Source organism: Amycolatopsis sp. MEPSY49 (assembly GCF_051337345.1).
GTDB lineage: Bacteria > Actinomycetota > Actinomycetes > Mycobacteriales > Pseudonocardiaceae > Amycolatopsis.
Genome location: NZ_JBDLYJ010000017.1, coordinates 68,075 through 93,577, shown reverse-complemented (window position 1 = coordinate 93,577; position 25,503 = coordinate 68,075). Strand labels below are relative to the sequence as shown.

The following is a 25,503-nucleotide window of genomic DNA, read 5'->3' as shown; positions in this document are numbered from 1 at the left end:
GCCTAGGCAGCGCTCACCCGGCGTGGGGTTGCGACGACCGAGTGTTCACCGGCCGTTCATCGGCGGCGATCCAGCTGGCCAGCAGGCCGAGCGCGCGTTCGGTATCCGACCCCGGTTCGGCGTGGTAGACGACCATGCCCTGGTCGGGGTCCTGGGGCAGCCGCAGCGTCTCGTAGCGCAGCCGCAGCTCGCCGACGACGGGGTTGCGCAGCACCTTCCACCCCTGCGCCTTCTCCCGCACCGCGTGCTCGGCCCACAGCTTCCGGAACTGCTCGCTGGCCAGTGAAAGCTCGCCGATCAGCTGCGCGAACCGCGGGTCACCGGGGTGCCGTCCGCTTTCCGCGCGCAGGTTCGCGACGAGCTCGCGGCACACGGCGTCGTACTCCGGGTGCAGCTCCTTCGCGCGTTCGTCGGTGAAGACGAGCTTCGGCATGTTGCGCTCTTCGAGGTCGGCGAAGGCGAACGCGACCGCGCCGCCGAGGGCGTTCCAGGCGAGTACGTCCAGGTACCGCCCGAAGACGAACGCGGGCGCCTGGATCGCGTCGAGCAGCTGCTGCAGCTCGGGCCGGACCCGCTGCGGCGCGCGCTCGTCCCGCCGCTTCGGCGCGGCGAGGTTGCGCAGGTAGGACTCCTCACCGGCGGTGAGCCGCAGCGCGCGGGCCAGCGCGTCGAGGACCGCGTCCGAGACGTTCTTCGCGCGGCCCTGCTCCAGCCGCGTGTAGTAGTCGACGCTGATCCCGGACAGCTGCGCCAGCTCCTCGCGGCGCAGGCCCTTGACCCGCCGCTGCGTGATCCCGGGCGGCAGGCCCAGGTCCGCGGGGTCCAGGGCGGCGCGGCGCGCCTTCAGGAAGGCGCCCAGCTCGGCTGCGTCACTCATGCCTCCAGTATCCCCCGCCTGGTACTGGCAGACCCAGGTCGAGCGTGACCTGGTCCGGTGCTTTTCCCGCCAGCAGGGTGGAGCCCATGGAACGACGAATTCTTGGCGGTACGGGCATCTCGGTCAGCGAGTACGCGTTCGGCGCGATGATGCTGGGCAAGTGGGGCAACCCCGATCACGAAGAGGGTGTCCGGATGCTGCACACGGCGCTCGACGCCGGCGTCAACTTCTGGGACACCGCGGACATGTACTCCGACGGCGAGAACGAGCAGATCGTCGGCAAGGCCCTGAAGGGCCGCCGCGACGAGGTCGTGCTGGCCACCAAGGCCTTCTTCCCGATGGGGGCCGATCCCAACCAGGGCGGGCTGTCCCGGCGCTGGCTGACCCGCGCGCTGGACGACAGCCTGCGCCGGCTCGGCACCGACTACGTCGACCTCTACCAGGTCCACCGGCCGGACCCCACGACCGACATCGAGGAAACGCTTTCGGCGCTCACGGACTTCGTGCGCGCCGGCAAGGTCCGCGCGATCGGGTCGTCGGACTTCCCGGCCGAGCAGATCGTGGAAGCCCAGTGGGTGGCCGAAAAGCGCGGCCTGACGCGGTTCCGCGCGGAGCAGCCGCCGTACTCGATCTTCAACCGGGCGATCGAGGCGGCGGTGCTGCCGACGGCGCGGAAGTACGGCATGGGCGTGCTGACGTGGAGCCCGCTGGCCAGCGGCTGGCTGTCGGGCAAGTACACGAAACCGTCCGATGTGGACCTTTCGGACGGCCGCCGGACGCTGCAGGCGCACAAGTTCGACCCGGCGCTGCCGGAGAACGCCGTCAAGTTCGAGGCGATCGCGCGGCTGAAGAAGATCGCCGACGACCTGGGCCGGCCGATGACCCACCTCGCGACGGCGTTCGTCCGCGCGCACCCGGGCGTGACGTCGGCGATCATCGGCCCGCGGACCCCGCAGCAGCTCGACGACCTCCTGGCGGGCGCGGACCTGGTACTGGACGGCGACGTGCTCGACCGGATCGACGAGATCGTCCCGCCGGGCACGGACCTGAACCCGGCCGAGAAGGACTACACCCCGCCGGCGCTGGCGGACAAGCGCCTGCGCCGGCGGTAGCGGGTCACGCCCGAAGCGTCACTTTCCCTACGAAAGATGCGGCACCTCACGCGGATTTCACTTGCCGCCGCGGGCCATGCGGAGGACGTCGAGCGCTTCGTCGAGCTGCTCTTCCGTGAGCTTTCCGTCGCGAACGTACCCGCGTTCGATGACGACCTCGCGGATCGTCTTCAGCTCCTTGAGCGCCTGCTTCGCGACCGCGGCGGCCTCTTCGTAGCCGATGTACTTGTTCAACGGCGTCACGATCGACGGCGAGCCCTCGGCGTAGGTGCGCGTGCGCTCGGTGTTGACCGTGATGCCCGCGAACACCTTGTCCGCCAGCAGGCGCGACACCGCGGCGAGCAGACGCGCCGACTCGAGGACGTTCCGCGCGATCACCGGCAGGTTGACGTTGAGCTGGAAGTTGCCGGCCGCGCCGGCGAAGGCGACGGCCGCGTCGTTGCCGATCACCTGCGCGACGACCTGCAGCGTCGCCTCCGGGATCACCGGGTTCACCTTGCCCGGCATGATCGACGAGCCGGGCTGCAGGTCCGGCAGCGCCAGCTCGGCGAGGCCGGTGCGCGGGCCGGAGCCCAGCCAGCGCAGGTCGTTGGCGATCTTGTTGAGCGACACGGCGACCGTGCGCAGGTGCCCGGACGTCTCGACGACGCTGTCCTGCGTTGCCTGCGCCTCGAAGTGGTCGCGGGCCTCGGTCAGCGGCAGGCCGGTCACGGTGGCGAGCTCCGCGGCGACCGACGAGCCGAAGCCGTCCGGCGCGTTGAGGCCCGACCCGACGGCGGTGCCGCCGATCGGCAGTTCGCCGAGGCGCGGCAGGCCCGACTTCAGCCGCTCGATGCCGAAGCGGATCTGCGACGCCCACGCGCCGGCCTCCTGGCCGAGCGTGATCGGCACGGCGTCCATCAGGTGCGTGCGGCCGGATTTCACGACGTCGGCCCACTCCGCGGCACGGACCTCGATCGCGCCGGCCAGGTACTCGAGCGCGGGGATGACGTCCTTGGTCACGGCCTCGGTCGCGGCGACGTGGATGGTCGTCGGGAACGTGTCGTTCGACGACTGCGACGCGTTGACGTGGTCGTTCGGGTGCACGTCCGTGCCGAGCGCGCGGCTGGCGAGGGTCGCGATGACCTCGTTGGCGTTCATGTTCGACGACGTCCCGGAGCCGGTCTGGAAGACGTCGATGGGGAAGTGCGCGTCGTGGGCGCCCTCGGCGACCTCGTCGGCGGCGGCCGCGATGGCGTTCGCGACGTCGGCGTCGAGCACGCCCAGCTTGAGGTTGACCCGCGCGGCGGCGGCCTTGAGCAGGCCGAGCGCGCGGATCTGGGCGCGTTCCAGGCCCCGGCCGGAGATGGGGAAGTTCTCGACGGCCCGCTGGGTCTGCGCGCGGTAGAGCGCGGCGGCCGGCACGCGGACCTCGCCCATGGTGTCGTGTTCGATCCGGTATTCCTCGTCAGCCATACCCCGATTCTGGACCTCTTCGGCGGTCATCGCGTGGTGGCGTTGCGCACCCCGGAGAGCTTTGTATACATTGGATACGTGAGTTCGGTCTACGAAGACGTGCGCGGCCTGATCGTGCTCGGCGCCTACCCGGCGGGACGGGCGGTGACGGAGCAGGAGCTGTGCGACCGGCTCGGCGTCAGCCGCACGCCGGTGCGGGAAGCGTTGCGGCGGCTGGAAAGCGACGGCCTGGTCGAGGCCGCCCGCCGCGGTGTGACGGTCGTCGAGCTGGACCCGAAAGCCCTGCAGGACGCCTACCTCGTCCGCGCCGCGCTGGAGGCGCTGACCGCCGAACTGGCGGCGACCCGCCAGCTCTCCGGAGAACTCGCGCCGGCCGATCTCGCGCGCTTGAAGGACCTCGCGGCCGAAGCCGACCGCGCGACCCGAAGCGGCGATCTCGCCGAAGGCGTCCGGCGTAACCGGGCTTTCCACGGGCACATCGCGCGGCTCGCCGACAACCCTCCCGCGGCCGAGGCCTTGGAGCGGTTGTGGGACCGGATCATCGTCTCCACCCGGGCATCACTGGCCGCGCCCGCCCGGACCGGCCAAGTCGACGACGAGCACCGGCGCCTCGTCGCGGCCATCGCCGACGGGCGGCCCGAAGACGCCGCCGCGCTCGCCCGGCAGCACGTCTTGTCGACGATGTCCGCACTGGAAGGAGCCGGAAAGTGAGCCGGGAACACCGCTACGAAGTCACGGTTCGCTGGACCGGCGAAACCGTGAGCTACCGCGGCTACGCCCGCGACCACGACGTCGAAGCGGCGGGCAAGCCGACGCTGACGGCGAGCGCCGACCCCGCGTTCCTGGGCAGCGCCGACCGCTGGAACCCCGAAGACCTGCTGGTCGCGACGCTGTCGCAGTGCCACATGCTCACGTACCTGTCGGTGTGCGCCCGCTCCGGCGTGGTGGTGACCGGGTACGCCGACCACGCGAGCGGCACCATGCGGGAGGACGGCGCTCACGGCGGCCGCTTCACCGAAGTCGTCCTGCGTCCGGAGGTGACGGTGGCGGAGGAGAGCATGCGCGAGAAGGCGGCCGCGCTGCACCACGATGCCCACGACCAGTGCTTCATCGCGAATTCGGTGAACTTCCCCGTGCGCCACGAGCCCGTCGTGCGGTGACCCGCCGATCGTGTACGCGGCTGTACACCACACCTACTCGCTGGTAGGTTACGGCGATCCGCGTGATCCACTTCATGATTCAAAGGGGAGTCATGATCGCTCGCTCAGCCGCGCTCGCCGCCGCATTGGCCCTGACCCTCGCCGCCACTCCGGCGAGCCCGGCCGCCGCCGCGTCGTCCGATTCCTTCTACAGCTACGACGGCAGCGAACCCCTGTCGTCCTACGCGCCCGGGACGGTCCTCAAGACCCGGACGCTGAACTACCACGTCGTCGGGCTCGCGACGCCGGTGAAAGCCGTCCAGCTGCTCTACCGGACGACCGACGCGCAGGGCCGCCCGGCCGCCAACGTCACCTCGGTCGTCCGCAGCATCACCGGCGACAGCACGAAAGCCGTGTCGTACCAGTCGGCCTACGACTCGCTCGACCCCGCGGACGCGCCGTCGCGCGCGATCGCCGGCGACGTCACCCTCGGCGGCCTCCTGCCCAACGGCGAGTCGCTGCTGCTCCTGCCGTCGCTGCTGCTGGGCTACAACGTCGTCGTGCCCGACACCGAAGGGCAGACCGCGAACTTCGCCGCCGGGCCGGAGTACGGCACGAACACCCTCGACTCGATCCGCGCCGCGACGAGTTCGCCCGCGACGGGGATGACCACGAGCACGAAGTTCGGGCTCCTCGGCTACTCGGGCGGCGCGATCGCGACCGGCTGGGCGGCCGCGCTGGCACCGGGCTACGCCCCGGACGTCAACGCGAACCTCGTCGGCTTCACCGAAGGCGGCGTGCTCGTCGACCCCGCGCACAACCTCAAGTACGTCAGCGGCAGCCCGGTCTGGTCCGGCGTCATCCCGATGGCGCTGATCGGCGTCGCGCGCGGCTTCGGCATCGACCTGCGGCCGTACGCGAGCGAGTACGGGCTGAAGGTGCTCGACGAGCTGGAGCACGCGTCGATCATCAACGCCCTCGGCCGGTACCCGGGGCTGACGTGGCAGAAGATCGCGAAACCCGAGTACGCGAACCCGAACTCGGTACCGCCCTTCGTCGACGCGGTGAACAAGGTCAACATCGGATCCGCGCCGACCCCGTCGGTCCCCGGGTTCATCGCCCAGGGCAACGCCGGGTTCCTCGAAGGCACCACGAGCAACCTCCCGGGCATCGGCACCGGGGACGGCGTGATGGTGGCCGGTGACGTCCGGGCGCTGGCCCGCCAGTACTGCGCCACCGGCAACGGGTCGATCGAGTACCAGCAGTACGACCTGCTGAGCCACGTCGGCGGCGCGGCGGCGTGGGCGCCGGCGGCGATCGGCTGGCTGGCCGACCGGTTCGCGGGCCGGTCGGCGCCGTCGAGCTGCGGGCGCATCCCGGCGGGCAACTCGCTGGCTCCGGAGCAGCCGGCCTGACGCACTCCGGCGGACCGGTCACCGCGACCGGTCCGCCGGGTACGGTGCCGCGGATGAGGACCCAGGACCGCCGGCTCCCCAAGGGGCCGCACAGCCTCAGCCGGGAAGAAGTGGCCGCGGCGCAGCGCGCCCGGCTCGTCGAAGCGGTGCTGGTCAACGTCGGTGAACGCGGTTACGCCGCCACGACGGTCGGCCACATCACGGGGTCGGCCGGTGTGTCCCGCACGTCGTTCTACGAGCAGTTCACCGGCAAGGAGGCCGCGTTCCTGGCCGCCTATCGGGCGGTGACCGGGCAGTTCCTCGAGCAGGGTGTCGCGGTGGCGGCCGAGGCACCGGCCCCGCTGGACGCGGTCGCGGCGTGCGGCGGCTTCGTCGTCGGCTACGTGCGCCGCCGTCCGGTGACCACCCGGGCGGTCCTCCTGGAGATCTACGCCCTCGGCGACGCCGGCCTCGAAGCGCGCGAAGAGGTGCTGCGCGCGAGTGAAGCGGTGTTCGACCGGACGGCCGCGTGGTTGCACACAACGGATCCAACGGTGCCGTTGCCGCCGCCGTTCACCGCGCGCACCGTCGTCGCCGCGACGATCGAGCTGCTCACCCAGGCCATCTGGCTCGCCACCGACGAGGCCTACGACCGGGCTCGCGAAGCGATCCGGCACACCTGGCTGCTCGGCCTGCTCGGGCACCGGAACATCCCCGCTTGAGCCGCCCGGCCGGGCTAGGATCGGCTGTGTTCTCGATCACCGCCATCCACCACTGGCTGGAGCGAGCATGACTGAAGTTCCTGGGGACTCCTACGACCTCGTGATCATCGGCGCGGGCCCGACCGGCCTGTTCGCCGCCTACTACGCCGGGTTCCGCGGCCTTTCGATGGCGGTGGTCGACTCGCTGCCCGAGCCCGGCGGCCAGGTCACCGCGATGTACCCCGAGAAGATGATCTACGACGTCGGCGGGTTCGCCGAGGTCCGCGGCCGCGACCTCGTCGACGGCCTGGTGAAGCAGGCCGCGCCGTGGCAGCCGAAGTACCTGCTGGGGCGCAAGGCCGAAAAGCTGGAGACCGTCGGCGAGCAGGTCGAGCTGACCCTCGACGGCGGCGAAACCCTGCGCGCGGGCGCCGTGCTGATCACCGCGGGCATCGGCGAGTTCACGCCGCGCCCGCTGCCCGCCGGCGACGGCTGGCTCGGGCGCGGCATGGTCCACTTCGTCCCGTCGCTGCAGGCGCACGCGGGGCAGCACGTCGTGGTCGTGGGCGGCGGCGACTCGGCGTTCGACTGGATCCTCGCCCTGCACCCGGTCGCGGCGAGCGTGACGCTCGTGCACCGCCGCGCCAAGTTCCGCGCCGCGGAGTCGATCGTGCGGCAGGCGCGGGAGCTCGGCACCCGGATCATCACCGACGCGGAGGTGACGCGGTTCGTCGAAGCACCCGACGGCTCGCTCGAAGCGGTCGACGTCTCGATCAAGGGCGCCGGTGACGAGCGGCTGCCGGCCAACGCCGTCGTCGCGGCGCTCGGGTTCACCGCCGACCTCGGCCCGATCGAAAGCTGGGGCCTGGAGATCGACCACCGCGCCATCGCCGTCGACTCGACCATGGCGACCGCGCGCGAACGCGTCTACGCCGCGGGCGACGTCGCCGCGTACCCGGGCAAGGTGAAGCTGATCGCGACCGGCTTCGGCGAGGCGGCGACGGCCGTCAACAACATCGCCGTCGCGCTCGACCCGGACGCGCACCTGTTCCCGGGCCACTCGAGCAACGCCGAATAGGTCAGGCTTTCGTCTTCTCCGTGATCCACGGCGCGTACGCGACGACGGACGTGTAGATCGACGGCGCAGTCGCGCACTGCGGGTCGTTGTTGCCCGGCCGGCTCGTGACGCCGACGAGCAGCCAGTGGTCGCCGTCGCGGACGATCTCCGGACCGCCGGAGTCGCCGAAGCACGCCCCGGACTTGCCGCCGGGGTTGTCGGTGCACAGCTCGGCCGTGCCGTCGAACCCCGACGTGCACTTCGCGCCCTCGACGATGTGCGTGTCGAGCTGCTGCAGGTTCGCCGGGATGTCGCCGCAGCCGACCTTCGGGCAGGTCTGGCCCCAGCCGAGGATCCGGGTCGCGGTGCCCGGCGACGCGGCCGTCGCGAGCGCGATCGGGGCCGCCTTGGCCGGCGTCGCCAGCCGCAGCAGCGCGATGTCACCCGCCGGTTTCTGCGTGTCGAAGGCCGGGTTGACGATGATGTCCGCGACCTGGCCGACCTCGCCGCCCTGGCCGACGTCGTTGGTCCCCGACCGCACGGAGATCGCGGGCGGGGTCTTGTCGAACGCGCAGTGCGCCGCGGTGACCACCCAGGCGGGGGCGATCAGCGCGCCGGCGCAGAACAGCTTGCCCGTCGAGGTGTGCAGCGAGACCGTGAACGGGTACGGCTGGTCGGCGTCGCCACCCCCGACGATGACGGGGCCGGCCGACGCCGTGCCGGGGACCAGGGCGAACACCAGGACCAGCAGGACCAGCAGTCGCCTGGACACGGAACTCCTTACGGCAGCGGGGGAACGACGTCGTCGGCGGGCGCGTCCAGGTGGCCGTCGAAGTTGACCGAGGAGTACGCCCGCAGCTTGTTGAGCCGGTGGTAGCCGTCGATCATTCTGACGGTCCCGGACTTGGACCGCATCACGATGGACTGCGTCGTCGCGCCGCCCTCGCGGTAGTGGACGCCGCGCAGCAGGTCGCCGTCGGTGACGCCGGTGGCGCAGAAGAAGACGTTGTCGCCGCGCACGAGGTCGTCGTTGAGCAGGACGCGGTCGAGGTCGTGGCCGGCGGCGAGGGCCTTCTCGCGCTCGGCGTCGTCCTTCGGCCACAGCCGGCCCTGCAGTTCGCCGCCGAGGCACTTCATCGCGCAGGCCGCGATGATGCCCTCGGGGGTGCCGCCGATGCCGATCAGCATGTCGACGCCGGTGGTCGGGCGGGCCGCGGCGATCGCGCCCGCGACGTCGCCGTCGGAGATGAACCGGATCCGCGCGCCTGCGTCGCGGACCTCCTTGATGATCCGCTCGTGGCGCGGGCGGTCGAGGATGCACACGGTGACGTCGCCGACGCTGCTGTTCTTCGCCTTGGCGACCCGGCGGATGTTCTCCGCGATCGGCGCGCCGAGCTCCACCTTGCCCGCCGCCTCCGGCCCGACGGCCAGCTTCTCCATGTAGAACACCGCGGACGGGTCGAACATCGCGCCGCGCTCGGCGACCGCGAGCACGGCGAGCGCGTTCGGCATGCCCTTGGCCATCAGCGTGGTGCCGTCGACCGGGTCGACCGCGACGTCGCAGTCCGGCCCGTCGCCGTTGCCGACCTCTTCGCCGTTGAACAGCATGGGCGCTTCGTCCTTTTCGCCCTCGCCGATCACCACGACCCCGCGCATCGACACCGTCGAGACGAGCTGGCGCATCGCGTCGACGGCCGCGCCGTCGCCGCCGATCTTGTCGCCGCGGCCGACCCAGCGACCGGCGGCCATCGCGGCGGCTTCGGTGACCCGGACCAGCTCCATCGCGAGGTTGCGGTCGGGCGCTTCACGACGACTCTCTGCGGCGGACATCATTGCCTCCCGGATCGTGGAACTGGCGGGTAGCCAGTCTGTCAGATACCCGCCGTGTTTCCAGATACCGTCGGCATGGCGAACCTCACTGCTCGGAGTCGTCCTCCACGGACGCCAAGGCAGCCTCGATGCGCTCGCGCGCACCTTCGAGATGGCGCTCACAGACCTTCGCGAGCTTCTCGCCCTTCTCCCACAACGCCAGCGACTGTTCGAGGGACAGACCGCCGGCCTCGAGCTCCCGGACGACCTCGACGAGACGGTCGCGGGCCTGCTCGTAGCCGAGTTCCTCGGCGGCTGCTTCACTCACGCTCGGTGTTCTCCGACCTTCCGGGCTTCCACGCTGTTCGCGCACACTACCGCGCTGGCCATCGCGTGGTCGTACCCGACGAACGCGAGGGCGAACTCCTGGCCGTCACCGTCCGCGATCGCCTCTTCGAGGTTCTCCTGCGCCCCGGCGACCCGCTTCCGGTGCCCGGCGCCCTCGGCGAACCACCAGCGCGAGCCGACCTGCATCGACGTCTCTTCGGACAGCCGCCGCAGCTGCGGGCCCAGGTCGCGCCGCGCGGCGCTGCCGCAGCCGGCGAGCAGCGCCGTCCAGCACTCGGCGGCCGCCCGGTCGGTGCGCACCGCCTGGTCCAGCAGCGGCCGCGCGCCCAGTCGCCGGGCCGCGTCCACGGTGAGCGGGAGGAACGTCGCTCTCACCCCTGCTCTCCTTCCGCCACCGCGCCGATCGCGCCGTCGCCCACGCGCACGCGCAGCTGGGCACCGGCCTCGACTTCGGAGACGGAGCGGAGTACCTGGAGGTTGCCTTCGGGATCGAGGAACTGCACGACCGCGTACCCGCGGGCCAGCGTCGCGGCCGGGCCGAGCGCGGTCAGCCGGGCCCGTGAGCTCGCGAGCTCGGCCTGGTCCTTGGCGAGCAGCGTCAGCATGGCGCGGCGCGCGCGTTCGCGGTGGACGTCGACGTCGTCCTGGCGCCGCTGGACCGGGCCGAGCGGGTCGGCCAGCGACGGGCGGCTGCGGAGCTGCGTCAGCAGCCGCGTCTGGGTGTCGACCCAGCCGTGCAGGGCGCGGCGGCCGCGGTCGCGCATCTGCCGGACGCGCTCGGTCTCCTCGCGCAGGTCCGGGACGATCCGCTTGCCGGCGTCGGTCGGCGTCGAACACCGCAGGTCGGCGACGTAGTCGAGCAGCGGGGTGTCCGGCTCGTGCCCGATCGCGCTGACGACCGGCGTGCCCGCGGCCGACACCGCGCGGCAAAGCGCTTCGTCGGAGAACGGCAGCAGGTCCTCGACGCTGCCGCCGCCGCGGGCGATGACGATGACGTCGATGTCGGGGTCGGCGTCGAAGATCCGCAGCGCCCGCATGACCTGCGGTACCGCCTGCGAGCCCTGCACGGCCGTGTTGAGCACCTTGATCCGGACGTGTGGCCACCGCCCCTGCGCGTTGGCCAGGACGTCCCGCTCGGCCGCAGACGCGCGGCCGGTGATCAGCCCGACGCCCTTCGGCAGGAACGGGATCGGCCGCTTCCGCTGGGCCGAGAACAGGCCTTCGGCGGTCAGCAGCTTCTTGAGCCGCTCGATCCGGGCCAGCAGCTCACCGATGCCGACGGCGCGGATCTGGTCGGCACGCAGGCTGATCGTGCCGCGGCCGAAGAAGAACGACGGCTTCGCGTGCACGACGACGCTGGCGCCCTCGCGAAGCGGCGGTTCCATCTCGCGGATCAGCCAGTTCGGGCAGGTCACCGACATCGAGACGTCCGCCGACGGGTCACGCAGCGTCAGGAACGCGGTCTGCGTGTTCGGCCGCGAGCTGACCTGGGTGACCTGACCTTCGACCCAGACGCTGCCGAGCCGGTGGATCCAGTCGCCGATCTTGCGCGCGACCGTGCGGACCGGCCAGGGCTTCTCGGCGGTACTCGTTTCGGTCTCGGTCACTGGCCGTTCTCTTGGCCGTCTTCCCCGGCCCGTTCGGCCTTGCGGGCGTTGGCGATCCGGCGCGAGAGCATCCCGGTGAAGGACGAGCGGTCGGCGTTCGCGCGCTCGTACTCGAGGATGGTCTCGAGCTGCTCGATCGAGAGCTGGCGCAGCCGGGCGCGCAGCTGCGGGAGGGTGAGCTGGTCGTAGCCGGTCAGCCCGGCGGGACCCTCGTACCCGGCGGCGCTGGTCCGGGGTGCCTCGGTCTTGGCCTTCTTGTCGATCGCGGGCGTGCCGGGCTTGGGCTTGTTGTCCTCCGGAGCGTCGTTCTCGCCGTCGGCGTGGTCCTCGGCGAGCGCGCGCTCCTCTTCGGCCCAGGGATCGCCCAGTTCCGCTTCGAGTTCGGCCACTGACGGAACGTGACCGTTGATCTCCGATCGTGGCTCGGGCACTTCGGCGACCGGCGCGAGGTTCGGGCGGACGTCCGGTTCGACGTCCTCGTCGAAGGTCGCCCAGCTGGGCGTGTCCTCGACGGGCCGCAGGCTGGAGAGGGCGTTGTCGCCCTTGATCGCCAGCTCGGTGACGTGCTGCTGGACGCGCATGGAGGCCTGCAGCACCTGGCTGACCACGGTCACCGGAAGCCCGGCGAGCTGCCGGGGAAGCTCGCGAACCCGCTCGGCGGTGGAGACGGCGAGGCCCGCGGCGACCCGGAGGGGGAGCGGGAATGGCTTCATGCGTCCAGCCTGCCGTATGACCGCCGTCCCTGCCCAACCGGAAGTGCGCAGCGCGTGACGGCCGGCACACTTCCGTAGAGGGACGAAGCTCACCCGAAAGGGACTTCGAGTTCGTCTCGGACCTGCCCGTACCCTGGGTGGCATGAGTTCAGCGAGTCCCGGAATCGAGCCCGCGGGTACCCCGACGATCACCGGAACCGCTTCCGGCAAGCGGGTGCTGCTCGCCAAACCCCGTGGTTACTGCGCCGGCGTCGACCGCGCGGTGATCGCCGTCGAGAAGGCCCTCGAGGTCTACGGCGCCCCGGTGTACGTCCGCAAGGAGATCGTCCACAACAAGCACGTGGTCGAGACGCTGCGCGAGCGCGGCGCGATCTTCGTCGACGAGACGTCCGAGGTACCCGAGGGCGCGCTGGTGGTGTTCTCCGCCCACGGCGTCTCGCCGATGGTGCACGCGGAGGCGGCCGACCGGAACCTGCGCACGATCGACGCGACCTGCCCCCTGGTGACGAAGGTGCACAAGGAGGTCAACCGCTTCGCGAAGGACGACTACGACATCCTCCTGATCGGCCACGAGGGCCACGAGGAGGTCGAGGGCACGGCCGGCGAGGCACCGGACAAGGTCCAACTGGTCGACAAGGCCGAGGACGTCGACAAGGTTCAGGTCCGCGACCCGTCGAAGGTGATCTGGCTGTCCCAGACGACGCTGTCGGTCGACGAGACGATGGAACGCGTCGACCAGCTCCGCGAGCGCTTCCCGGGTTTGGCGGACCCGCCGAGCGACGACATTTGTTATGCGACGACGAACCGCCAGGTCGCGGTCAAGGCGATGGCCGCGGAGTGCGACCTGGTGCTGGTCGTCGGGTCGACGAACTCGTCCAACTCGAAGCGCCTGGTGGAGGTGGCCCTGAAGGCGGGCGCGCGGGCGTCGTACCTGGTCGACTTCGCGCACGAGGTCGACGAGGCGTGGCTGTCCGGGGTGACGACGGTCGGGGTGACGTCGGGCGCGTCGGTGCCGGACGAGCTGGTCATGGATTTGCTGGCCTGGCTGGCCGAGCGCGGCTACGGCGACGTCAACGAGGTGACGACGGCCAACGAGAAGATCACCTTCGCGCCGCCCAAGGAGCTGCGGAAGGTCTGACGGTTTCAGGTCGGTTCGGCGGCGGGCCGCGGGTGCGGCTCGCCGCCGAACTGCGTCGCGGGCCGGTGCGGCTCGCCGCCGGTGATGGGCAACCTGCCGAGTGGGCGGTGCCTACCGAGCCGTCGATGCTGCGGTCTCGCCTCCGTGCGGTGTGGCGGGTGCTCCCGCCGGCGATGCCGCTGAGCTGCCGGCATAGCCGCAGCCTCGGTGCTGCCGACCCGGCGCCGGTGCTGGGCAGCATGCCCGGCGGCGCGGTGCCGGCGAGCTTGCCGAACGCCAAAGGGATGGTTCGCTCCCGTGCTCGGGGTCGCCAGTACTGTCCACCGGTACGGCCCGGCAGCGCGGTTGTTCAGCCGGCTGNGTGCTGGGCAGCATGCCCGGCGGCGCGGTGCCGGCGAGCTTGCCGAACGCCAAAGGGATGGTTCGCTCCCGTGCTCGGGGTCGCCAGTACTGTCCACCGGTACGGCCCGGCAGCGCGGTTGTTCAGCCGGCTGCCGGTGCCGCTGGCATGCCCTCCGTGCCGTGCGGCCGGTGCGCATCGGCCGCCCGCACTCGCGCATGCGAAAGGCCGGTCACCATCGCGGATGGTGACCGGCCTTTTCGCTGGTCGTCAGCGCTCTTCTTCGTCCCAGGGACGGTTCCGGCGCGGCGGCGCACCTCGCCCGCCGGAGGGGCGGCGAGGCGGTGGCGTGTCACGGCTGTCTTCCGCGGGTGGACGCGGACGCCGTCGAGGCGCGTCGCCGCGCCTGTCCGCCGGGGGCGGCGTCCGGCGGCCCGCCGGCGGCGGCTTGCGCGCACCACGATCACGCTCGGCGGGCGCGCCACCGCGGGACGCTCGGCGTTCGCCGTCGGCCGGGGCGCGGCGTTCGCCGTCCGCGGGCGGGCGGGGGCGTCGCGGCGGTTCGCCGTCGCGGGGGCGGCGCGGGGGCACCGGGGTCTGGCCGGTGCGGCTCGACCCGGGCGGCCGCGGCCGGCCCCCGGCCGACGTGGCCGCGGCCCGCTTCGACGGCTTCTCGTCGTCTTCGTCCGCCCGCCGGCGCTCGGCCACCTTGCCCTTGGCCTTCTTCGGGGCGTCCGGGTCGCGTTCGCGGAAGATCCGGACGAACCCGATCAGCAGCGTGATGCCGGTGGTGATCGCCATGGTGGGGAAGCCGTTGATCAGCGGCGTGCCGATGTTCAGGGCCTTCGACAGCATGTCGTCGCCCTGGGAGCCCGAGGTCAGCAGGATCACGCCGGGCACGACCACGGCCAGCACGAGCGGCGGCATCACCATCGGCCCGAACAGCCCGCGCCGCCGCACCGCGCAGACCGCGATGACGGCCCCGGCGATGTAGCAGACGGTGAAGATCACCGGGATGCTGCCCTGGCTCGGCTTGCCGATGAGCGCGCCCACGATCGCCAGGCCGAAGCCGACGAGCACCGCGGCCCACCACGGCAACCCACGCCTCGAACCGACGACAGGACGCTCGTCCCACGGTACGGGGGCGTCGTCGGCATCTGGATCGCTCTGGCGATCGCGAATCGCGGTCACGAGACAACACCGTATCTCGTGGTTGTGAAGATCTTGCCAGCACCGCCGCCGACGTGGGCGTACCGCCACCCGGCGGCGTGACGCGAGTGGCCCCGCCGGGTGCTGCCGTGATGTGGTCCGGTCCCCTTGCTCGCGCTGCCGGTTTGTCTCCTTTTCGTCGCCGTGACGTTCGGGTCGTCGCAGGTGAGAGGTCTACGACCAGGTCAGCCGCCCGGTGCCGGCGGGCCGGCCGGCCGCCGGGACATATCGGACAACCGGCACCGACGACGGGCGACGCAAGATCTGCGCCGACTCGCGAAGCCGACGCGGCCGACGTCACCGACGCGCCGGGATACCCGTCGAGCCGAGGTTCAGTCGTCTCAGGTCGGCAGCGGCCCGGCCGGCTCACCCTTCACCGCCGAAACCGGCGCACTCAGCTGGCCGCCAGCTCGTCCCCCTTTCGCACCTGAGCGACCGCGGACGGACTCCCCGCCGCGTCCGTCAGCGGTGCCACCGTCGCCCGGAACACCTCCAGCGCCTCCAGTTCCCGCCGGCGCGCCGACAGGAACCGCTGCAGGTGCGTGCTCGACAGGTTCAGCGCCTCCACCGCGCCGCCCGCCGCCCGGTGCGCGGCCGCCGCCCCGGCGCGCACCTGCTCGACGTCGGCCTCCAGCGTCCGGTCGCTCGCCGCGAACAGCGCCGCCGAGGCCAGCACCCCGAACCCAGTCGGGCCGCACAGGAACACCCGCCGGTCGATGAGCCAGCGCAGCAGCTCCGGGTCGGTGTCCAGCGCCGCGACCACGGCGGCGTCGGACGGGACGAACATGATCGTCCCGTAGATCGCGTCGGCCCAGCGCTGGTAGCCCTTGCCCGCCAGCTCGGCCGCCCGGGACCGGATCTGCCGGACGTGCGCGCGCAACGCGTCGATCCGTTCGGCCGGGTCGTCGGTCTCCACCGCCTCCGCCCAGATCGCCATGCTCGCCTTCGCGTCCACCGGCACCGTGCGGTCGCCGCCCACCCGCAGCACCATGTCCGGTTTCGCCGAGCCGCCGCCGCCCACGTCCGTCTGCAGCGTGAAGTGCAGGTTCTCCCGCAGCCCCAACGCCCGTGCGGTCTCCACCAGCACCTGCTCGCCCAGTTCGCCGCGCCCGCTGATCGAGGCGAACGCGACCTCGTAGCGCCGCAGCGCCAGCTGCTGCTGGTCCGACTTCGCCCGCTCGGCCGCCACCTGCCGGGCCGCCGCGTCCGCCCGGCGCATCCCGTCGTTGTACAGCCGCCACAGCACCGCGACGGCGAACAGCAACAGGACCGCGAGCACGATCGCCGCGGTGGTCAGCACCGTCGCCACTTCCGCCTCCTCCCTCCGGGCCGCCTGGTTCGGACCGCGCAGACATCATGGCGGACGGCACCGACAAAAACCGCAGCCGAACCGTCGCTCTGGGTAGCTGACCTGCGAACAAATGAAATTCCGGCAGGGCGTGTCCGGTCCGGCCGGACCGCTCCGACCCCTTCGGCACCACTCGAAGAAGAGAACGGAGCACGCCATGACGTTCCCCCTCGTCGGCGTCGGCCTACCGATCATCGAACCGCTCGCGGGACCTGATGCGATCCGGCGCATCGCGCTCGCCGCCGACCGCTTCGGCTTCCACAGCGTCGGCACCTACGACCGTCTCCTCGTGCCCGCGACGCCCGGCTGGCGCAACGACGCCGGCCTGCCCGAGCACGCGGCCTTCGACGCCCTGGAAACGCTGACCTTCGTTGCGGCGGTCACCGAGCACGTCCGGCTCGTCCCGGGCGTGGTCAACGCGCTGTTCCAGCCGCCCGTGCTGCTCGCGCGGCGGCTGGCGACCCTCGACCGGCTTTCCGGCGGCCGCGTCTCCGCCGGGCTCGGCCAGGGCTGGCTGCCGGAGGAGTTCGCGGTCAGCGGCGTGCCCCCGGCGCGCCGGGGCCGCGGCTTCGAGGAGTACCTCGAAGTCCTCCGCGCCTGCTGGGCGCCCGACCCCGTTGAGCACGACGGCCCGCGCTACCCGGTCGCGCGGGCGCGCATCGGGCCGAAGCCCGAGCGGCCGCTGCCGATCCTGCTGGGCGCCGTCGCGCCCGAAGCCGTCGAACGCGCCGCGCGGCTCGCCGACGGCCTGATCGTCGCCTTCCTTTCCTGGGAGGGCACGGAAGAGCAGCTGCGGATCTACCGCGACGCGGGCGGCGCCGGCCGGATCGTCCTGCGCGCGGGGCCGCCGGGCACGGCGTTCGTGGAGCCGACGATCGTCAAGGACCTCGGCCGCGCGGCGGATCTCGGCGTCACGGAGGTGATCTGGGACCTCAACGTCGCGGGCCTGGGCGTGGACGAGCAGCTGGCGGCCTTCGAGGACCTCGCCTTCGAACTGGGTACCTGCTAGTGTTCGTACACACGTTCGAGTGAGTCCGCGGCGAGTCGCCGCCATTTCGTCGGGGCCGGGTCGTACCTTGGCCCTCGTGAGATTCCTGCACACCTCCGACTGGCACGTCGGCCGCACGTTCCACGGCGCCGATCTGCTCGCGGAACAAGAAGCGGTGCTCGGGCACCTCGCCGGCCTCGTGGCCGGTGAGGCGATCGACGCCGTCCTGGTGGCAGGCGACATCTACGACCGCGCGGTGCCGTCTGCCGAGGCGGTCAGGGTGGCCACCGCGGCGGTCGCGCGGATCCGCGCCGCGGGCGCGCAATTGATCGTCACGCCCGGGAACCACGACTCCGCGCCGCGGCTCGGCGCCTTCGCGGAGTTCGCCGCGGCGGGCGGGCTGCACCTGCGCACCACCGTCGGCGGGCTGGCCGAGCCGGTGCTGCTGGACGACGCCCACGGCCCGGTAGCCGTCTACGGAATCCCCTACCTGGAACCGGAACCGGCGCGCCACGCGCTGGGCGTGCCGGACGCGCGCGGCCACACCGGCGTGCTCACCGAGGCCATGCGACGCATTCGCGCGGATCTCGAGACCCGCCCCGGGGTCCGGTCCGTCGTGCTGGCGCACGCGTTCGTCACCGGTGGCGAGCCGACCGACTCCGAGCGCACGATCGCGGTGGGCGGTGTCGAGCAGGTGCCCGGCTCCGTCTTCGACGGCGTCGACTACGTGGCGCTCGGCCACCTCCACGGCCCGCAGACGCTCGCCGAGCAGCTGCGGTATTCCGGCAGCCCCCTGGCGTACTCGTTTTCCGAAGCGCGGCAACGGAAATCGGTCTGGCTGGTCGACTTCGACGCGGGCGGGCTCGCCGACGTCCGCCGGCACGAGCTGCCGGTGCCGAGGGCACTCGCCACCCTGCGCGGCGAGCTCGAAGACCTGCTCGTGGCGCCGGAACACGACCAGTTCCTCGAGCACTTCCTCTCGGTCACGGTCACCGACCGGGTGCGCCCGGTGGACGCGATGCGGCGGCTGCGCGAGCGGTTCCCGTTCGCGGTGCACCTGGAGTGGGAACCCGAAGGCGGGCACAGCGGCGCCCCGCTGCGGTACTCCGACGCCGTCCGCGGCCGGTCGGACATCGAGGTCTCGCGCAGCTTCCTCGACGACTGCCGCGGCGCCCCGCCCACCGAAAGCGAAGAGCAGCTCCTCTACCGGGCCCTGGAAGCGGCCGACCGGGGGGCGCTCGCGAAATGAGGCTGCACAGGCTGGAGGTCGAAGCCTTCGGGCCGTACTGCGCACGCGAAGTGGTCGACTTCGACGTGCTCGGCGCCGATGGTCTCTTCCTCCTGCACGGCGAAACCGGCGCGGGCAAGACCACGTTGCTCGACGCGATCGCGTTCGCCCTGTTCGGCGTGGTTCCCGGCGCCCGCAACGAGGCCAAGCGGCTGCGTTGCGACTTGGCCGAGCCCGACCAGGTCACCGAGGTCGCGCTGGAGCTGACCGTGCAGGGCCACCGGCTGAAGATCCTGCGCAACCCGGAGTACCAGCGGCCGAAGCGGCGCGGCGCGGGCACGACCACGCAGCAGGCGAAGGTGTCGCTGAGCTGGGTCGGCGCCGCGCCCGCCGGCCTGCCGCCGGAGGGCCTGATCCGGATCGAGGAGGTCGCGCGCACCGTCGAGCGGCTGCTGGGGATGACGGCGGCCCAGTTCTTCCAGGTGGTGCTGCTGCCGCAGGGCGAGTTCGCGCGGTTCCTGCGGTCCGACACCGCCGAGCGCGAGAAGCTGCTGGAGCGGCTGTTCGGCACCGAACGCTTCGCCGACGTCGAACGCTGGTTCGCGGACCTGCGGGTCGAGCGCGGCCGGGAACTCGAGCAGCGGCAGGGAAAGGTACGCGAGCTGCTGGCCCGGTACGCGCAGGAAGCACAGCAGGATCCGCCCGAGGCCGACGTGGCGGAGTGGGTCGATGTCGTGCTGGCGGCGTCCGCCGAACGCGTCGGGCAGGTCACCGCCGAGGAGGAGCGGACGCGGTCGGCCGCGCGGCGCGCCGATGTCTACCTGCAGGAAGAACGCGCGGGCGCGGAGAAGATCCGCCGGGTGCGCACCGCCCACCTGCGGCTCGTCGAGATCACCGAGCAGGCGCCGCAACGCGCCGAGTGGGCGCAGGAAGTCGCGGCCGCGCGGCGGGCGGCCGGGGTCGCCGTGGAGGCCGACCTGCTGGACCGGCGGGCCGCGGAACTGACCGAAGCCGAGCAGGCGGAGAAAGAGCGTGGCGCCCGGCTGCGGGAGTTCGGCACCCGGGCGACCGGCGACCTCAAGGCGCGGGCGGCCGCCGCGCGGGAAGAGGCCGGCGCGGTCGCGGAGCTGGTCGCCGAAGCCGAGCAGCAGCAGCTCGACGTCATGCGGCGGGACGACCGGAAGCTGGCCGCCGTCACGGCTCGGCAGCAGGTCGAAGCGCTGACCACCGAGCTGGCCGCCATCCCGGGGCAGCTGGCCAAGCTGCGCGCGGACGCTCTCGCGGCGGCCGAAGCCGAAGCGAAGCTCGACGGCGCGCGTGCCCGGGTGGACGAGCTGCGGGGGTTCGCGCGTGACGCGGCGGAACTCCCCGAAGCACAGGCGAAAGTCGGGCGAGGCGAAGCGAAACTGCGCGAGGTCGTCGACGCGCACCAGGCGGCCCGGCAGCGGCGGCTCGACCTGCGCGAGCGGCGGCTCGACGGAATGGCGGCCGAGCTGGCCGCCGCGCTGCCGGCCGGCGCGCCCTGCCCGGTCTGCGGGTCGGCCGAGCACCCGGCGCCGGCGAACCGGGACGCCGAACTGGTCGACCCGGCCGAGGAACGAGCCGCCGAGGAAGCCGAGCAGGCGGCGGACGCGGTGCGGCAGCGGGTGGTCGTCGCGCTGGAGGAGGCGAAGGCCCGGCTGGCCGGGTTGGTCGAACGGCTGGCCGGGCGCACGCCCGAGTCGATCACCGCGGAGCTGGCCGAAGCGCGGTCCACGGTCGCCGGCCTGACCGAGCGGGCGGCCGGGAAGGCGAAGCTCGGCGAGCAGGTCGTCCTCCTGGAACGCGATCTGGAGCTGCGGACCGAACGCCGCCGAAAGGCCGAACAGGCGGCGACCGAGGCCACGACCGACGTCCGGGCCCTCGAGGAACGGCTGGCCGAGCGCGAACGCCGGCTCGTCGCCGGGCGAGGCGAGTTCGCGGACGTCACGGCCCGGCGGGAGCACCTGGTCGGGCTGGCCGAGGCCCTCGAAGGGGTCGCCGAGGCCCGGACGGCCGTCGCGGGCGCCCGGGAGCGCGTCGCCCAGCAGCGCGCGCTGGTCGAGGCCGCGGTCAAGGCGAAGGGGTTCACGTCGCTGAAGAAGGCGCGGGCCGCGATGCTGCCGGACGAACAGATCGAGAAGCTGGAACAGGGCATCGCCGAGGCCGAAGCCGCCGCGGCGGGGGCGCGGGCCCTGCTGTCCGAGCCGGACCTGTTCGGGATCTCGCCGGACGACGTCGCGGACGTCGACCGCGCGGCCGACGCGGCCCAGCTGGCGCGGGCGCGCGCCGACTCCGCGTACGCGGCGCTGCGGGTGGCGACCGCCCAGCACGAAGAATTGACGCGGCTGGCCGGCTTGCTGCGCGACGCGCTCGCCGGCCTCGCACCGGCCGAAGCGGCGTACGCGGAGCTACGCGCGCTCGCGGACGTCGTCAACGGGCGCGGGCAGAACAGCCGGAAGATGTCGCTGCGCTCGTACGTGCTGGCGGCGCGGCTCGAAGAGGTGGCGGTCGCCGCCACCCACCGGCTGCGCACGATGAGCCAGGGGCGGTACTCGTTCGTGCACTCGGACGCGGCGGGGGCGCGCGGCACCCGCGGCGGGCTGGGCATCGACGTGCTGGACGACTACTCGGGCACGATCCGCCCGGCGAAGACCCTGTCCGGCGGCGAGTCGTTCCTGGCGTCGCTGGCCCTGGCGCTGGGCCTGGCCGACGTCGTGGCGGGCGAGACGGGCGGCGCGTTGCTGGACACGCTGTTCGTCGACGAGGGGTTCGGCACGCTGGACGCCGAAACCCTGGACGTGGTGATGAACATCCTCGACGAGCTCCGCGCGGGCGGCCGGGTGGTGGGCCTGGTGTCCCACGTCGAGGAGCTGCGGCAGCGCATCCCGACGCGGCTGCGGGTCCGGAAGTCCCGCACGGGCTCGACGGTGGAGGTGCGCGCCGGTTGACGACTCGGACAAGATGAAGCCATGACCGACGTGCCCCCGAACGGCCTGCCCCGCTACCGCCTGCTCACCGGCCCGGACGACGCGAAGTTCTGCCACCGGGTCAGCGAGGCTTTGGAGCTGGGCTACCGGCTGCACGGCTCCCCGGCCGCGACGTTCGACGGCAACCAGGTGATCGTGGCCCAGGCGCTGCTGTGGCGAGGCGAACAAGGCTGACGCCGGGCTCGGGGTCGGCCGGCGGGCGGGTTCGGGCGGCCAGGCGGCGACCGCACGCGCTGAAGCCGGAGGCGTGCACCCCAGCCGGGGCGCGAACTCAGCAGTCCTTCGCCGCGCGCCGGAGGTACATCCCGGCGTACGAGCACCACGGGGTCCAGGCGCGCGCACGGACCGGCAGCGAGTCCGGCGGGATGCCCAGCGCCTCGGCGCCACGCCGGATCGCGGGGTCGCCGGTCAGCAGGACGTCCGGCGCCCCGAGGACGCGCATCACCACGTAGTCCGCCGTCCCCGCGTCGATGCCCGGGCACTCCAGCAACTCCGCCCGTAGCTCGGCCGCGTCCCGGCCCACGTGCACGTCCAGCTGCCCCGAAGCCAGCGCCTCTGCCACCGGGTGACCCGTCGCGGCGATCTGGGCCGCCGTCGGGAACAGCCGCGTCACGCCCCACTCGCCCGGGACCTCCTCGCCGGGCGGCAGCGGGACCTCGGGCAACGCCCGGAGCATCAGCTCCTCGCCGTCCACCGTGCCCGGCACCCGGATCCCCGGCGCGGCCGCCACCGCCGGGGCCAGCGCCGGGTCCGCACCCAGGACCCGGGTGACCGCCGCCGGGTCGGCGTCGAGGTCGAGCAGCCGGCGCACGCGGCTGACCGCGCTGCCGAGGTCGCGCAGGTCGGTGAGCGTCAGCTCGCAGCGGACGTGGTCGGACGAAGGTGTCAGCCGGACGACGCCGGTGCCGTGCGCGAGCCGCAGCGTCCGCGCGTAAGACGTCGAAGTCACCTCTTCGACGCCCGGCAGCGCGTGAGCCGCGAAGAAGCGAAGCAACCCGACAGCGTCGAAGGGTGGCCGGAACGGCAACCGGAGGCTGAGCCGGGTTCCGCTCACGTCGTGTCGACGCCGTGACGCGGCGAAGGCGCGAAGCTGCGACGGCGTCGTCGCGAACACCTCGCGGATCGTCTCGTTGAACTGCCGCACGCTGGAGAAGCCCGCCGCGAAGGCGACGTCCGTCAGCGGCAGCCCCGACATCTCGATCAGCAGCCGGGCCGAATGCGCGCGGTGCGCCCGGGCCAGCGCGAGCGGCCCCGCGCCCAGCTCGGCGGTGAGCACCCGGCCGAGCTGGCGTTCCGAATAGCCGAGCCGCCGCGCCAGGCCCGGGACGCCTTCGCGCTCCACCGTCCCGTCGGAGATCAGGCGCATCGCCCGCGCGGCGAGGTCGGCGCGCACGTTCCAGTCCGGCGAGCCGGGCACCGCGTCGGGCAGGCAGCGGCGGCAGGCGCGGAAACCGTTGGCCTGCGCGGCCGCCGACGTCGGGAAGAAGCGGACGTTCCGCTCCTTCGGCGTCGACGCCGGGCACGACGGCCGGCAGTAGATGCCGGTGGTGCGGACCGCCATGATGAACTGGCCGTCGAAGCGCGAGTCGCGGGCGGTGACCACGCGGTAGCAGCGCTCGGCGTCGCGCCAGAGCGCCGGCGCCTCCGTCGATGTGACCATGGATCCGAGCATGTCAGCAGGTCGGCGCGCCCGCTGGCGGAAATCCGACGCGGCGTTGGGTGCGTGGGGCCGGGGCGGAACAGCCACGTAGACTGCGGGGTCGTGAGCCTCACCCTCGGTATCGTCGGCCTGCCCAACGTCGGCAAGTCCACCCTGTTCAACGCGCTGACCCGCAACGACGTGCTCGCCGCGAACTACCCGTTCGCGACGATCGAGCCGAACGTCGGCGTCGTGCCGCTGCCGGACCCGCGGCTGGACAAGCTGGCCGAGCTGTACAAGTCGGAGAAGACCGTCCCCGCCGTGGTGTCCTTTGTGGACATCGCGGGCATCGTGAAGGGCGCGTCCGAGGGTGCCGGACTGGGCAACAAGTTCCTGGCGAACATCCGTGAGGCCAACGCGATCTGCCAGGTCATCCGCGTGTTCGACGACCCCGACGTGGTGCACGTCGACGGCCGGATCGACCCGTCGAGCGACATCGAGACGATCAACACCGAGCTGATCCTCGCCGACCTGCAGACCCTGGACAAGGCGCTGCCGCGGCTGGAGAAGGAAGCGCGGACGAAGAAGGAGAACAAGCCCGCGCTCGACAACGCCCAGAAGGCGAAGGAGATCCTCGACGCCGGGCGCACGCTCTTCCAGGCGCAGAAGGAGGTCGACTTCGAGGCGCTGCGGGAGCTGAGCCTGCTCACCACGAAGCCGTTCCTCTACGTCTTCAACGCCGATGAGTCGGTGCTCACCGACGAGGCCCGCCGCGAGGAGCTGACCAAGCTGGTCGCGCCGGCGGACGCGGTGTTCCTCGACGCGAAGGTCGAGGCTGAGCTGCTGGAGCTGGACGACGAGGAGTCGGTGCGCGAGCTGCTCGAGTCGGTCGGCCAGCCGGAGCCGGGCCTGTACTCCCTGGCCCGCGCGGGCTTCCACACGCTCGGCCTGCAGACGTACCTGACGGCGGGCCCCAAGGAGTCCCGCGCCTGGACGATCCCGCAGGGCGCGACGGCTCCCCAGGCGGCGGGCGTGATCCACACGGACTTCGAGCGCGGCTTCATCAAGGCGGAGATCGTCTCCTACGACGACCTGATGGAGGCGGGCACGATGGCCGCGGCCCGGGCGGCGGGCAAGGTCCGCATGGAGGGCAAGGACTACGTCATGGCCGACGGCGACGTGGTGGAGTTCCGCTTCAACGTCTGATCACTGGTTGTTACTTTCATTGAGCGCAGGATATGCTGCGTCCGATGAAAGTGTCGCCGAGTCTGCTGCCGCTGCTGCGGTCGCGCACGCAAGGTGAGCTGCTCGCGCTGGTCCTGCTGCACCCGGACCGCGAGTACAGCATCACCGAGCTCGCCGACGCTTCCGGCGTCACACCGACGGCCGCGCTGCGCGAGGTCGGGCGGCTGGTGGACGGCGGCATCCTGGAAGACCGGCGGGTGGGCCGGAGCCGGCTCGTCAAAGCCCGCACGGACACGCCGATCTACCGGCCGCTGAGCGACCTCATGGCAGTCACCTTCGGGCCGATGCCGTTGCTGACCGAGGCGTTGTCCGGGCTCGCGGGCGTCACCGAGGCCTACATCTACGGGTCCTGGGCAGCGCGCTACAGCGGAGAACCTGGGCCGCCGCCCGGCGACGTCGACGTCCTCGTCGTCGGCTCGCCCGATCCGGACGAGCTGTTCGACGTGGCCGAAGGCGTGTCGCGCCGGCTGGGCCGCGAAGTCAACGTGCACCGGATCTCGCCGCAGTCGTGGGCGGCGGACACGACGGACCCGTTCGTCACCAGCGTTCGTGACCGGCCGCTGACCCGGCTGAACCTCGACCAGGAGGCTTGATGCCCCAGTGGAACCAAGGGCGCGAACGGATCGACGCCTTCATCGCGCGCGGCGCCATCGAGCACGTCCCGGCGTCGCGGGAGGCGGCCGAGGCCGAGCTGGTCCGGGCCCGTACCCACCTCGCTTCGGCGCGGCAGCTGCAGGACACCGATCCGGAAGGCGCTTACACGCTGGCCTACGACAGCGCGCGCCGGGCGCTGGCGGCCGTGCTGCAGAACCAGGGCCTGCGGGTGACGAGCCGGGGTGGCCACGTGACCGTCTACGAGGCCGTCCTCGCTCAGCTGGACCCGCCACTGGGGCCGGTTTTGCGGCCCTTCAACCGGATGCGGGCCCGGCGCAACGAAGTCGCCTACCGGTCTTCGGAGGCTCCGTCGATGACCGCCGAGGACGTGGCGGCCGACGTGCCGAAGGTGCTGGCGCTCATCGAAGTGGCCGAAAAGGCGATCCCGAACATGCCGCGCTACTGATCGGCGCGGCAGCCGGCCTGGCTCGAAAGCCAGGCCGGCGACCAGCTCAGCCGAGGAGGCCCAGCAACGCGATCGTGATCAGCACGAC

General features: G+C 72.3%; 25 protein-coding genes. 14 read left to right on the top strand and 11 right to left on the bottom strand.

Annotated features, from left to right (window positions below):
- Window positions 1-13: 13 nt before the first annotated feature.
- Window positions 14-877, bottom strand: coding sequence for a helix-turn-helix domain-containing protein (locus ABFJ78_RS44280; RefSeq protein WP_436393438.1), 864 nt, complete (start codon window positions 875-877; stop codon window positions 14-16).
- An 86-nt stretch (window positions 878-963) separates the two neighbouring features.
- Between ABFJ78_RS44280 and ABFJ78_RS44275 the strand changes: the two genes are divergently transcribed.
- Entirely contained in the window at window positions 964-1,989 is a 1,026-nt protein-coding gene (locus ABFJ78_RS44275) for an aldo/keto reductase (RefSeq protein ID WP_436393437.1), read from the top strand.
- Between the two features lie 57 nt (window positions 1,990-2,046).
- On the opposite strand, the gene ABFJ78_RS44270 is transcribed toward ABFJ78_RS44275, so the two are convergent.
- Window positions 2,047-3,444 (bottom strand): class II fumarate hydratase, encoded by a 1,398-nt coding sequence (locus ABFJ78_RS44270; protein ID WP_372663804.1) that lies wholly within the window; start codon window positions 3,442-3,444, stop codon window positions 2,047-2,049.
- A gap of 78 nt (window positions 3,445-3,522) precedes the next feature.
- Here ABFJ78_RS44270 and ABFJ78_RS44265 point away from each other — a divergent pair, with 78 nt between their 5' ends.
- The 5 genes from ABFJ78_RS44265 to ABFJ78_RS44245 all read left to right on the top strand — a co-directional run bounded on the left by ABFJ78_RS44265 (window position 3,523) and on the right by ABFJ78_RS44245 (window position 7,756).
- Window positions 3,523-4,155 (top strand): GntR family transcriptional regulator, encoded by a 633-nt coding sequence (locus tag ABFJ78_RS44265; RefSeq protein ID WP_436393436.1) that lies wholly within the window; start codon window positions 3,523-3,525, stop codon window positions 4,153-4,155.
- Window positions 4,152-4,604: an OsmC family protein gene (locus ABFJ78_RS44260; RefSeq protein WP_436393435.1), complete on the top strand. Its 453-nt coding sequence runs from the start codon at window positions 4,152-4,154 to the stop codon at window positions 4,602-4,604. Before ABFJ78_RS44265 ends, ABFJ78_RS44260 begins: the two co-directional genes overlap by 4 nt.
- 92 nt (window positions 4,605-4,696) lie before the next feature.
- Window positions 4,697-5,998, top strand: coding sequence for a lipase family protein (locus tag ABFJ78_RS44255; RefSeq protein ID WP_436393434.1), 1,302 nt, complete (start codon window positions 4,697-4,699; stop codon window positions 5,996-5,998).
- 53 nt (window positions 5,999-6,051) lie between these two features.
- On the top strand, window positions 6,052-6,699 hold the full coding sequence (locus tag ABFJ78_RS44250) for a TetR/AcrR family transcriptional regulator (protein WP_436393433.1): 648 nt from the start codon (window positions 6,052-6,054) through the stop codon (window positions 6,697-6,699).
- A 67-nt stretch (window positions 6,700-6,766) separates the two neighbouring features.
- Window positions 6,767-7,756, top strand: coding sequence for an NAD(P)/FAD-dependent oxidoreductase (locus ABFJ78_RS44245; protein WP_436393432.1), 990 nt, complete (start codon window positions 6,767-6,769; stop codon window positions 7,754-7,756).
- A 1-nt stretch (window position 7,757) separates the two neighbouring features.
- On the opposite strand, the gene ABFJ78_RS44240 is transcribed toward ABFJ78_RS44245, so the two are convergent.
- The 6 genes from ABFJ78_RS44240 to ABFJ78_RS44215 form a co-directional block, all read right to left on the bottom strand.
- Window positions 7,758-8,507: a S1 family peptidase gene (locus ABFJ78_RS44240; RefSeq protein WP_436393431.1), complete on the bottom strand. Its 750-nt coding sequence runs from the start codon at window positions 8,505-8,507 to the stop codon at window positions 7,758-7,760.
- A gap of 8 nt (window positions 8,508-8,515) precedes the next feature.
- On the bottom strand, window positions 8,516-9,568 hold the full coding sequence (gene glpX, locus ABFJ78_RS44235; protein WP_436393430.1) for a class II fructose-bisphosphatase: 1,053 nt from the start codon (window positions 9,566-9,568) through the stop codon (window positions 8,516-8,518).
- Between the two features lie 82 nt (window positions 9,569-9,650).
- Complete coding sequence (locus ABFJ78_RS44230; RefSeq protein ID WP_436393429.1) at window positions 9,651-9,872, bottom strand: exodeoxyribonuclease VII small subunit; 222 nt, start codon at window positions 9,870-9,872, stop codon at window positions 9,651-9,653.
- Entirely contained in the window at window positions 9,869-10,267 is a 399-nt protein-coding gene (locus ABFJ78_RS44225; RefSeq protein ID WP_436393428.1) for a hypothetical protein, read from the bottom strand. The genes ABFJ78_RS44230 and ABFJ78_RS44225 overlap by 4 nt, the downstream gene beginning before the upstream one ends.
- The gene (gene xseA, locus ABFJ78_RS44220) at window positions 10,264-11,499 is read right to left on the bottom strand and encodes an exodeoxyribonuclease VII large subunit (protein WP_436393427.1); all 1,236 of its coding nucleotides are present in this window, start codon (window positions 11,497-11,499) and stop codon (window positions 10,264-10,266) included. The genes ABFJ78_RS44225 and xseA overlap by 4 nt, the downstream gene beginning before the upstream one ends.
- Window positions 11,496-12,212: a lipid droplet-associated protein gene (locus ABFJ78_RS44215; protein ID WP_436393426.1), complete on the bottom strand. Its 717-nt coding sequence runs from the start codon at window positions 12,210-12,212 to the stop codon at window positions 11,496-11,498. The genes xseA and ABFJ78_RS44215 overlap by 4 nt, the downstream gene beginning before the upstream one ends.
- A gap of 142 nt (window positions 12,213-12,354) precedes the next feature.
- Here ABFJ78_RS44215 and ABFJ78_RS44210 point away from each other — a divergent pair, with 142 nt between their 5' ends.
- A complete protein-coding gene (locus tag ABFJ78_RS44210; protein ID WP_436393425.1) occupies window positions 12,355-13,350 on the top strand; it encodes a 4-hydroxy-3-methylbut-2-enyl diphosphate reductase in 996 nt (331 codons plus the stop codon).
- A gap of 610 nt (window positions 13,351-13,960) precedes the next feature.
- Here ABFJ78_RS44210 and ABFJ78_RS44205 read toward each other — a convergent pair.
- Together ABFJ78_RS44205 and rmuC are read right to left on the bottom strand one after the other, a co-directional pair.
- Window positions 13,961-14,881, bottom strand: coding sequence for a DUF6542 domain-containing protein (locus ABFJ78_RS44205; protein WP_436393424.1), 921 nt, complete (start codon window positions 14,879-14,881; stop codon window positions 13,961-13,963).
- A gap of 412 nt (window positions 14,882-15,293) precedes the next feature.
- Window positions 15,294-16,208 (bottom strand): DNA recombination protein RmuC, encoded by a 915-nt coding sequence (rmuC, locus tag ABFJ78_RS44200; RefSeq protein WP_436393423.1) that lies wholly within the window; start codon window positions 16,206-16,208, stop codon window positions 15,294-15,296.
- 196 nt (window positions 16,209-16,404) lie between these two features.
- On the opposite strand from rmuC, the gene ABFJ78_RS44195 reads away from it, so the two are divergent.
- The 4 genes from ABFJ78_RS44195 to ABFJ78_RS44180 all read left to right on the top strand — a co-directional run bounded on the left by ABFJ78_RS44195 (window position 16,405) and on the right by ABFJ78_RS44180 (window position 21,645).
- On the top strand, window positions 16,405-17,256 hold the full coding sequence (locus tag ABFJ78_RS44195; RefSeq protein WP_436393422.1) for a TIGR03619 family F420-dependent LLM class oxidoreductase: 852 nt from the start codon (window positions 16,405-16,407) through the stop codon (window positions 17,254-17,256).
- A 76-nt stretch (window positions 17,257-17,332) separates the two neighbouring features.
- Complete coding sequence (locus ABFJ78_RS44190; RefSeq protein WP_436393421.1) at window positions 17,333-18,484, top strand: exonuclease SbcCD subunit D; 1,152 nt, start codon at window positions 17,333-17,335, stop codon at window positions 18,482-18,484.
- Entirely contained in the window at window positions 18,481-21,432 is a 2,952-nt protein-coding gene (locus ABFJ78_RS44185; RefSeq protein ID WP_436393420.1) for an AAA family ATPase, read from the top strand. The genes ABFJ78_RS44190 and ABFJ78_RS44185 overlap by 4 nt, the downstream gene beginning before the upstream one ends.
- Before the next feature lie 21 nt (window positions 21,433-21,453).
- The gene (locus ABFJ78_RS44180; protein WP_372663839.1) at window positions 21,454-21,645 is read left to right on the top strand and encodes a DUF1737 domain-containing protein; all 192 of its coding nucleotides are present in this window, start codon (window positions 21,454-21,456) and stop codon (window positions 21,643-21,645) included.
- Window positions 21,646-21,742: 97 nt separating this feature from the next.
- On the opposite strand, the gene ABFJ78_RS44175 is transcribed toward ABFJ78_RS44180, so the two are convergent.
- A complete protein-coding gene (locus ABFJ78_RS44175) occupies window positions 21,743-23,131 on the bottom strand; it encodes a DNA-3-methyladenine glycosylase 2 family protein (protein ID WP_436393419.1) in 1,389 nt (462 codons plus the stop codon).
- A gap of 102 nt (window positions 23,132-23,233) precedes the next feature.
- Here ABFJ78_RS44175 and ychF point away from each other — a divergent pair, with 102 nt between their 5' ends.
- From ychF to ABFJ78_RS44160, 3 genes are read left to right on the top strand one after another with little or no spacing between them, the layout of a single operon-like run.
- Window positions 23,234-24,316 (top strand): redox-regulated ATPase YchF, encoded by a 1,083-nt coding sequence (ychF, locus tag ABFJ78_RS44170; RefSeq protein ID WP_436393418.1) that lies wholly within the window; start codon window positions 23,234-23,236, stop codon window positions 24,314-24,316.
- A 44-nt stretch (window positions 24,317-24,360) separates the two neighbouring features.
- The gene (locus ABFJ78_RS44165) at window positions 24,361-24,948 is read left to right on the top strand and encodes an ArsR family transcriptional regulator (protein ID WP_436393417.1); all 588 of its coding nucleotides are present in this window, start codon (window positions 24,361-24,363) and stop codon (window positions 24,946-24,948) included.
- Window positions 24,948-25,415, top strand: coding sequence for a hypothetical protein (locus ABFJ78_RS44160; protein ID WP_436393416.1), 468 nt, complete (start codon window positions 24,948-24,950; stop codon window positions 25,413-25,415). Before ABFJ78_RS44165 ends, ABFJ78_RS44160 begins: the two co-directional genes overlap by 1 nt.
- The last annotated feature ends 88 nt before the right edge of the window (window positions 25,416-25,503 follow it).

Excerpts from the sequence above, each read along its gene's own strand:
- ABFJ78_RS44270 (WP_372663804.1), bottom strand. The coding sequence starts at position 3,444 with ATGGCTGACGAGGAATACCGGATCGAACACGACACCATGGGCGAGGTC.
- ABFJ78_RS44160 (WP_436393416.1), top strand. The coding sequence starts at position 24,948 with ATGCCCCAGTGGAACCAAGGGCGCGAACGGATCGACGCCTTCATCGCG.
- ABFJ78_RS44195 (WP_436393422.1), top strand. The coding sequence starts at position 16,405 with ATGACGTTCCCCCTCGTCGGCGTCGGCCTACCGATCATCGAACCGCTC.
- ABFJ78_RS44210 (WP_436393425.1), top strand. The coding sequence starts at position 12,355 with ATGAGTTCAGCGAGTCCCGGAATCGAGCCCGCGGGTACCCCGACGATC.
- glpX (WP_436393430.1), bottom strand. The coding sequence starts at position 9,568 with ATGATGTCCGCCGCAGAGAGTCGTCGTGAAGCGCCCGACCGCAACCTC.
- ABFJ78_RS44275 (WP_436393437.1), top strand. The coding sequence starts at position 964 with ATGGAACGACGAATTCTTGGCGGTACGGGCATCTCGGTCAGCGAGTAC.
- ABFJ78_RS44250 (WP_436393433.1), top strand. The coding sequence starts at position 6,052 with ATGAGGACCCAGGACCGCCGGCTCCCCAAGGGGCCGCACAGCCTCAGC.
- ABFJ78_RS44215 (WP_436393426.1), bottom strand. The coding sequence starts at position 12,212 with ATGAAGCCATTCCCGCTCCCCCTCCGGGTCGCCGCGGGCCTCGCCGTC.
- ABFJ78_RS44175 (WP_436393419.1), bottom strand. The coding sequence starts at position 23,131 with ATGGTCACATCGACGGAGGCGCCGGCGCTCTGGCGCGACGCCGAGCGC.
- ABFJ78_RS44185 (WP_436393420.1), top strand. The coding sequence starts at position 18,481 with ATGAGGCTGCACAGGCTGGAGGTCGAAGCCTTCGGGCCGTACTGCGCA.
- ABFJ78_RS44180 (WP_372663839.1), top strand. The coding sequence starts at position 21,454 with ATGACCGACGTGCCCCCGAACGGCCTGCCCCGCTACCGCCTGCTCACC.
- ABFJ78_RS44280 (WP_436393438.1), bottom strand. The coding sequence starts at position 877 with ATGAGTGACGCAGCCGAGCTGGGCGCCTTCCTGAAGGCGCGCCGCGCC.
- ABFJ78_RS44245 (WP_436393432.1), top strand. The coding sequence starts at position 6,767 with ATGACTGAAGTTCCTGGGGACTCCTACGACCTCGTGATCATCGGCGCG.
- ABFJ78_RS44255 (WP_436393434.1), top strand. The coding sequence starts at position 4,697 with ATGATCGCTCGCTCAGCCGCGCTCGCCGCCGCATTGGCCCTGACCCTC.
- ABFJ78_RS44165 (WP_436393417.1), top strand. The coding sequence starts at position 24,361 with ATGAAAGTGTCGCCGAGTCTGCTGCCGCTGCTGCGGTCGCGCACGCAA.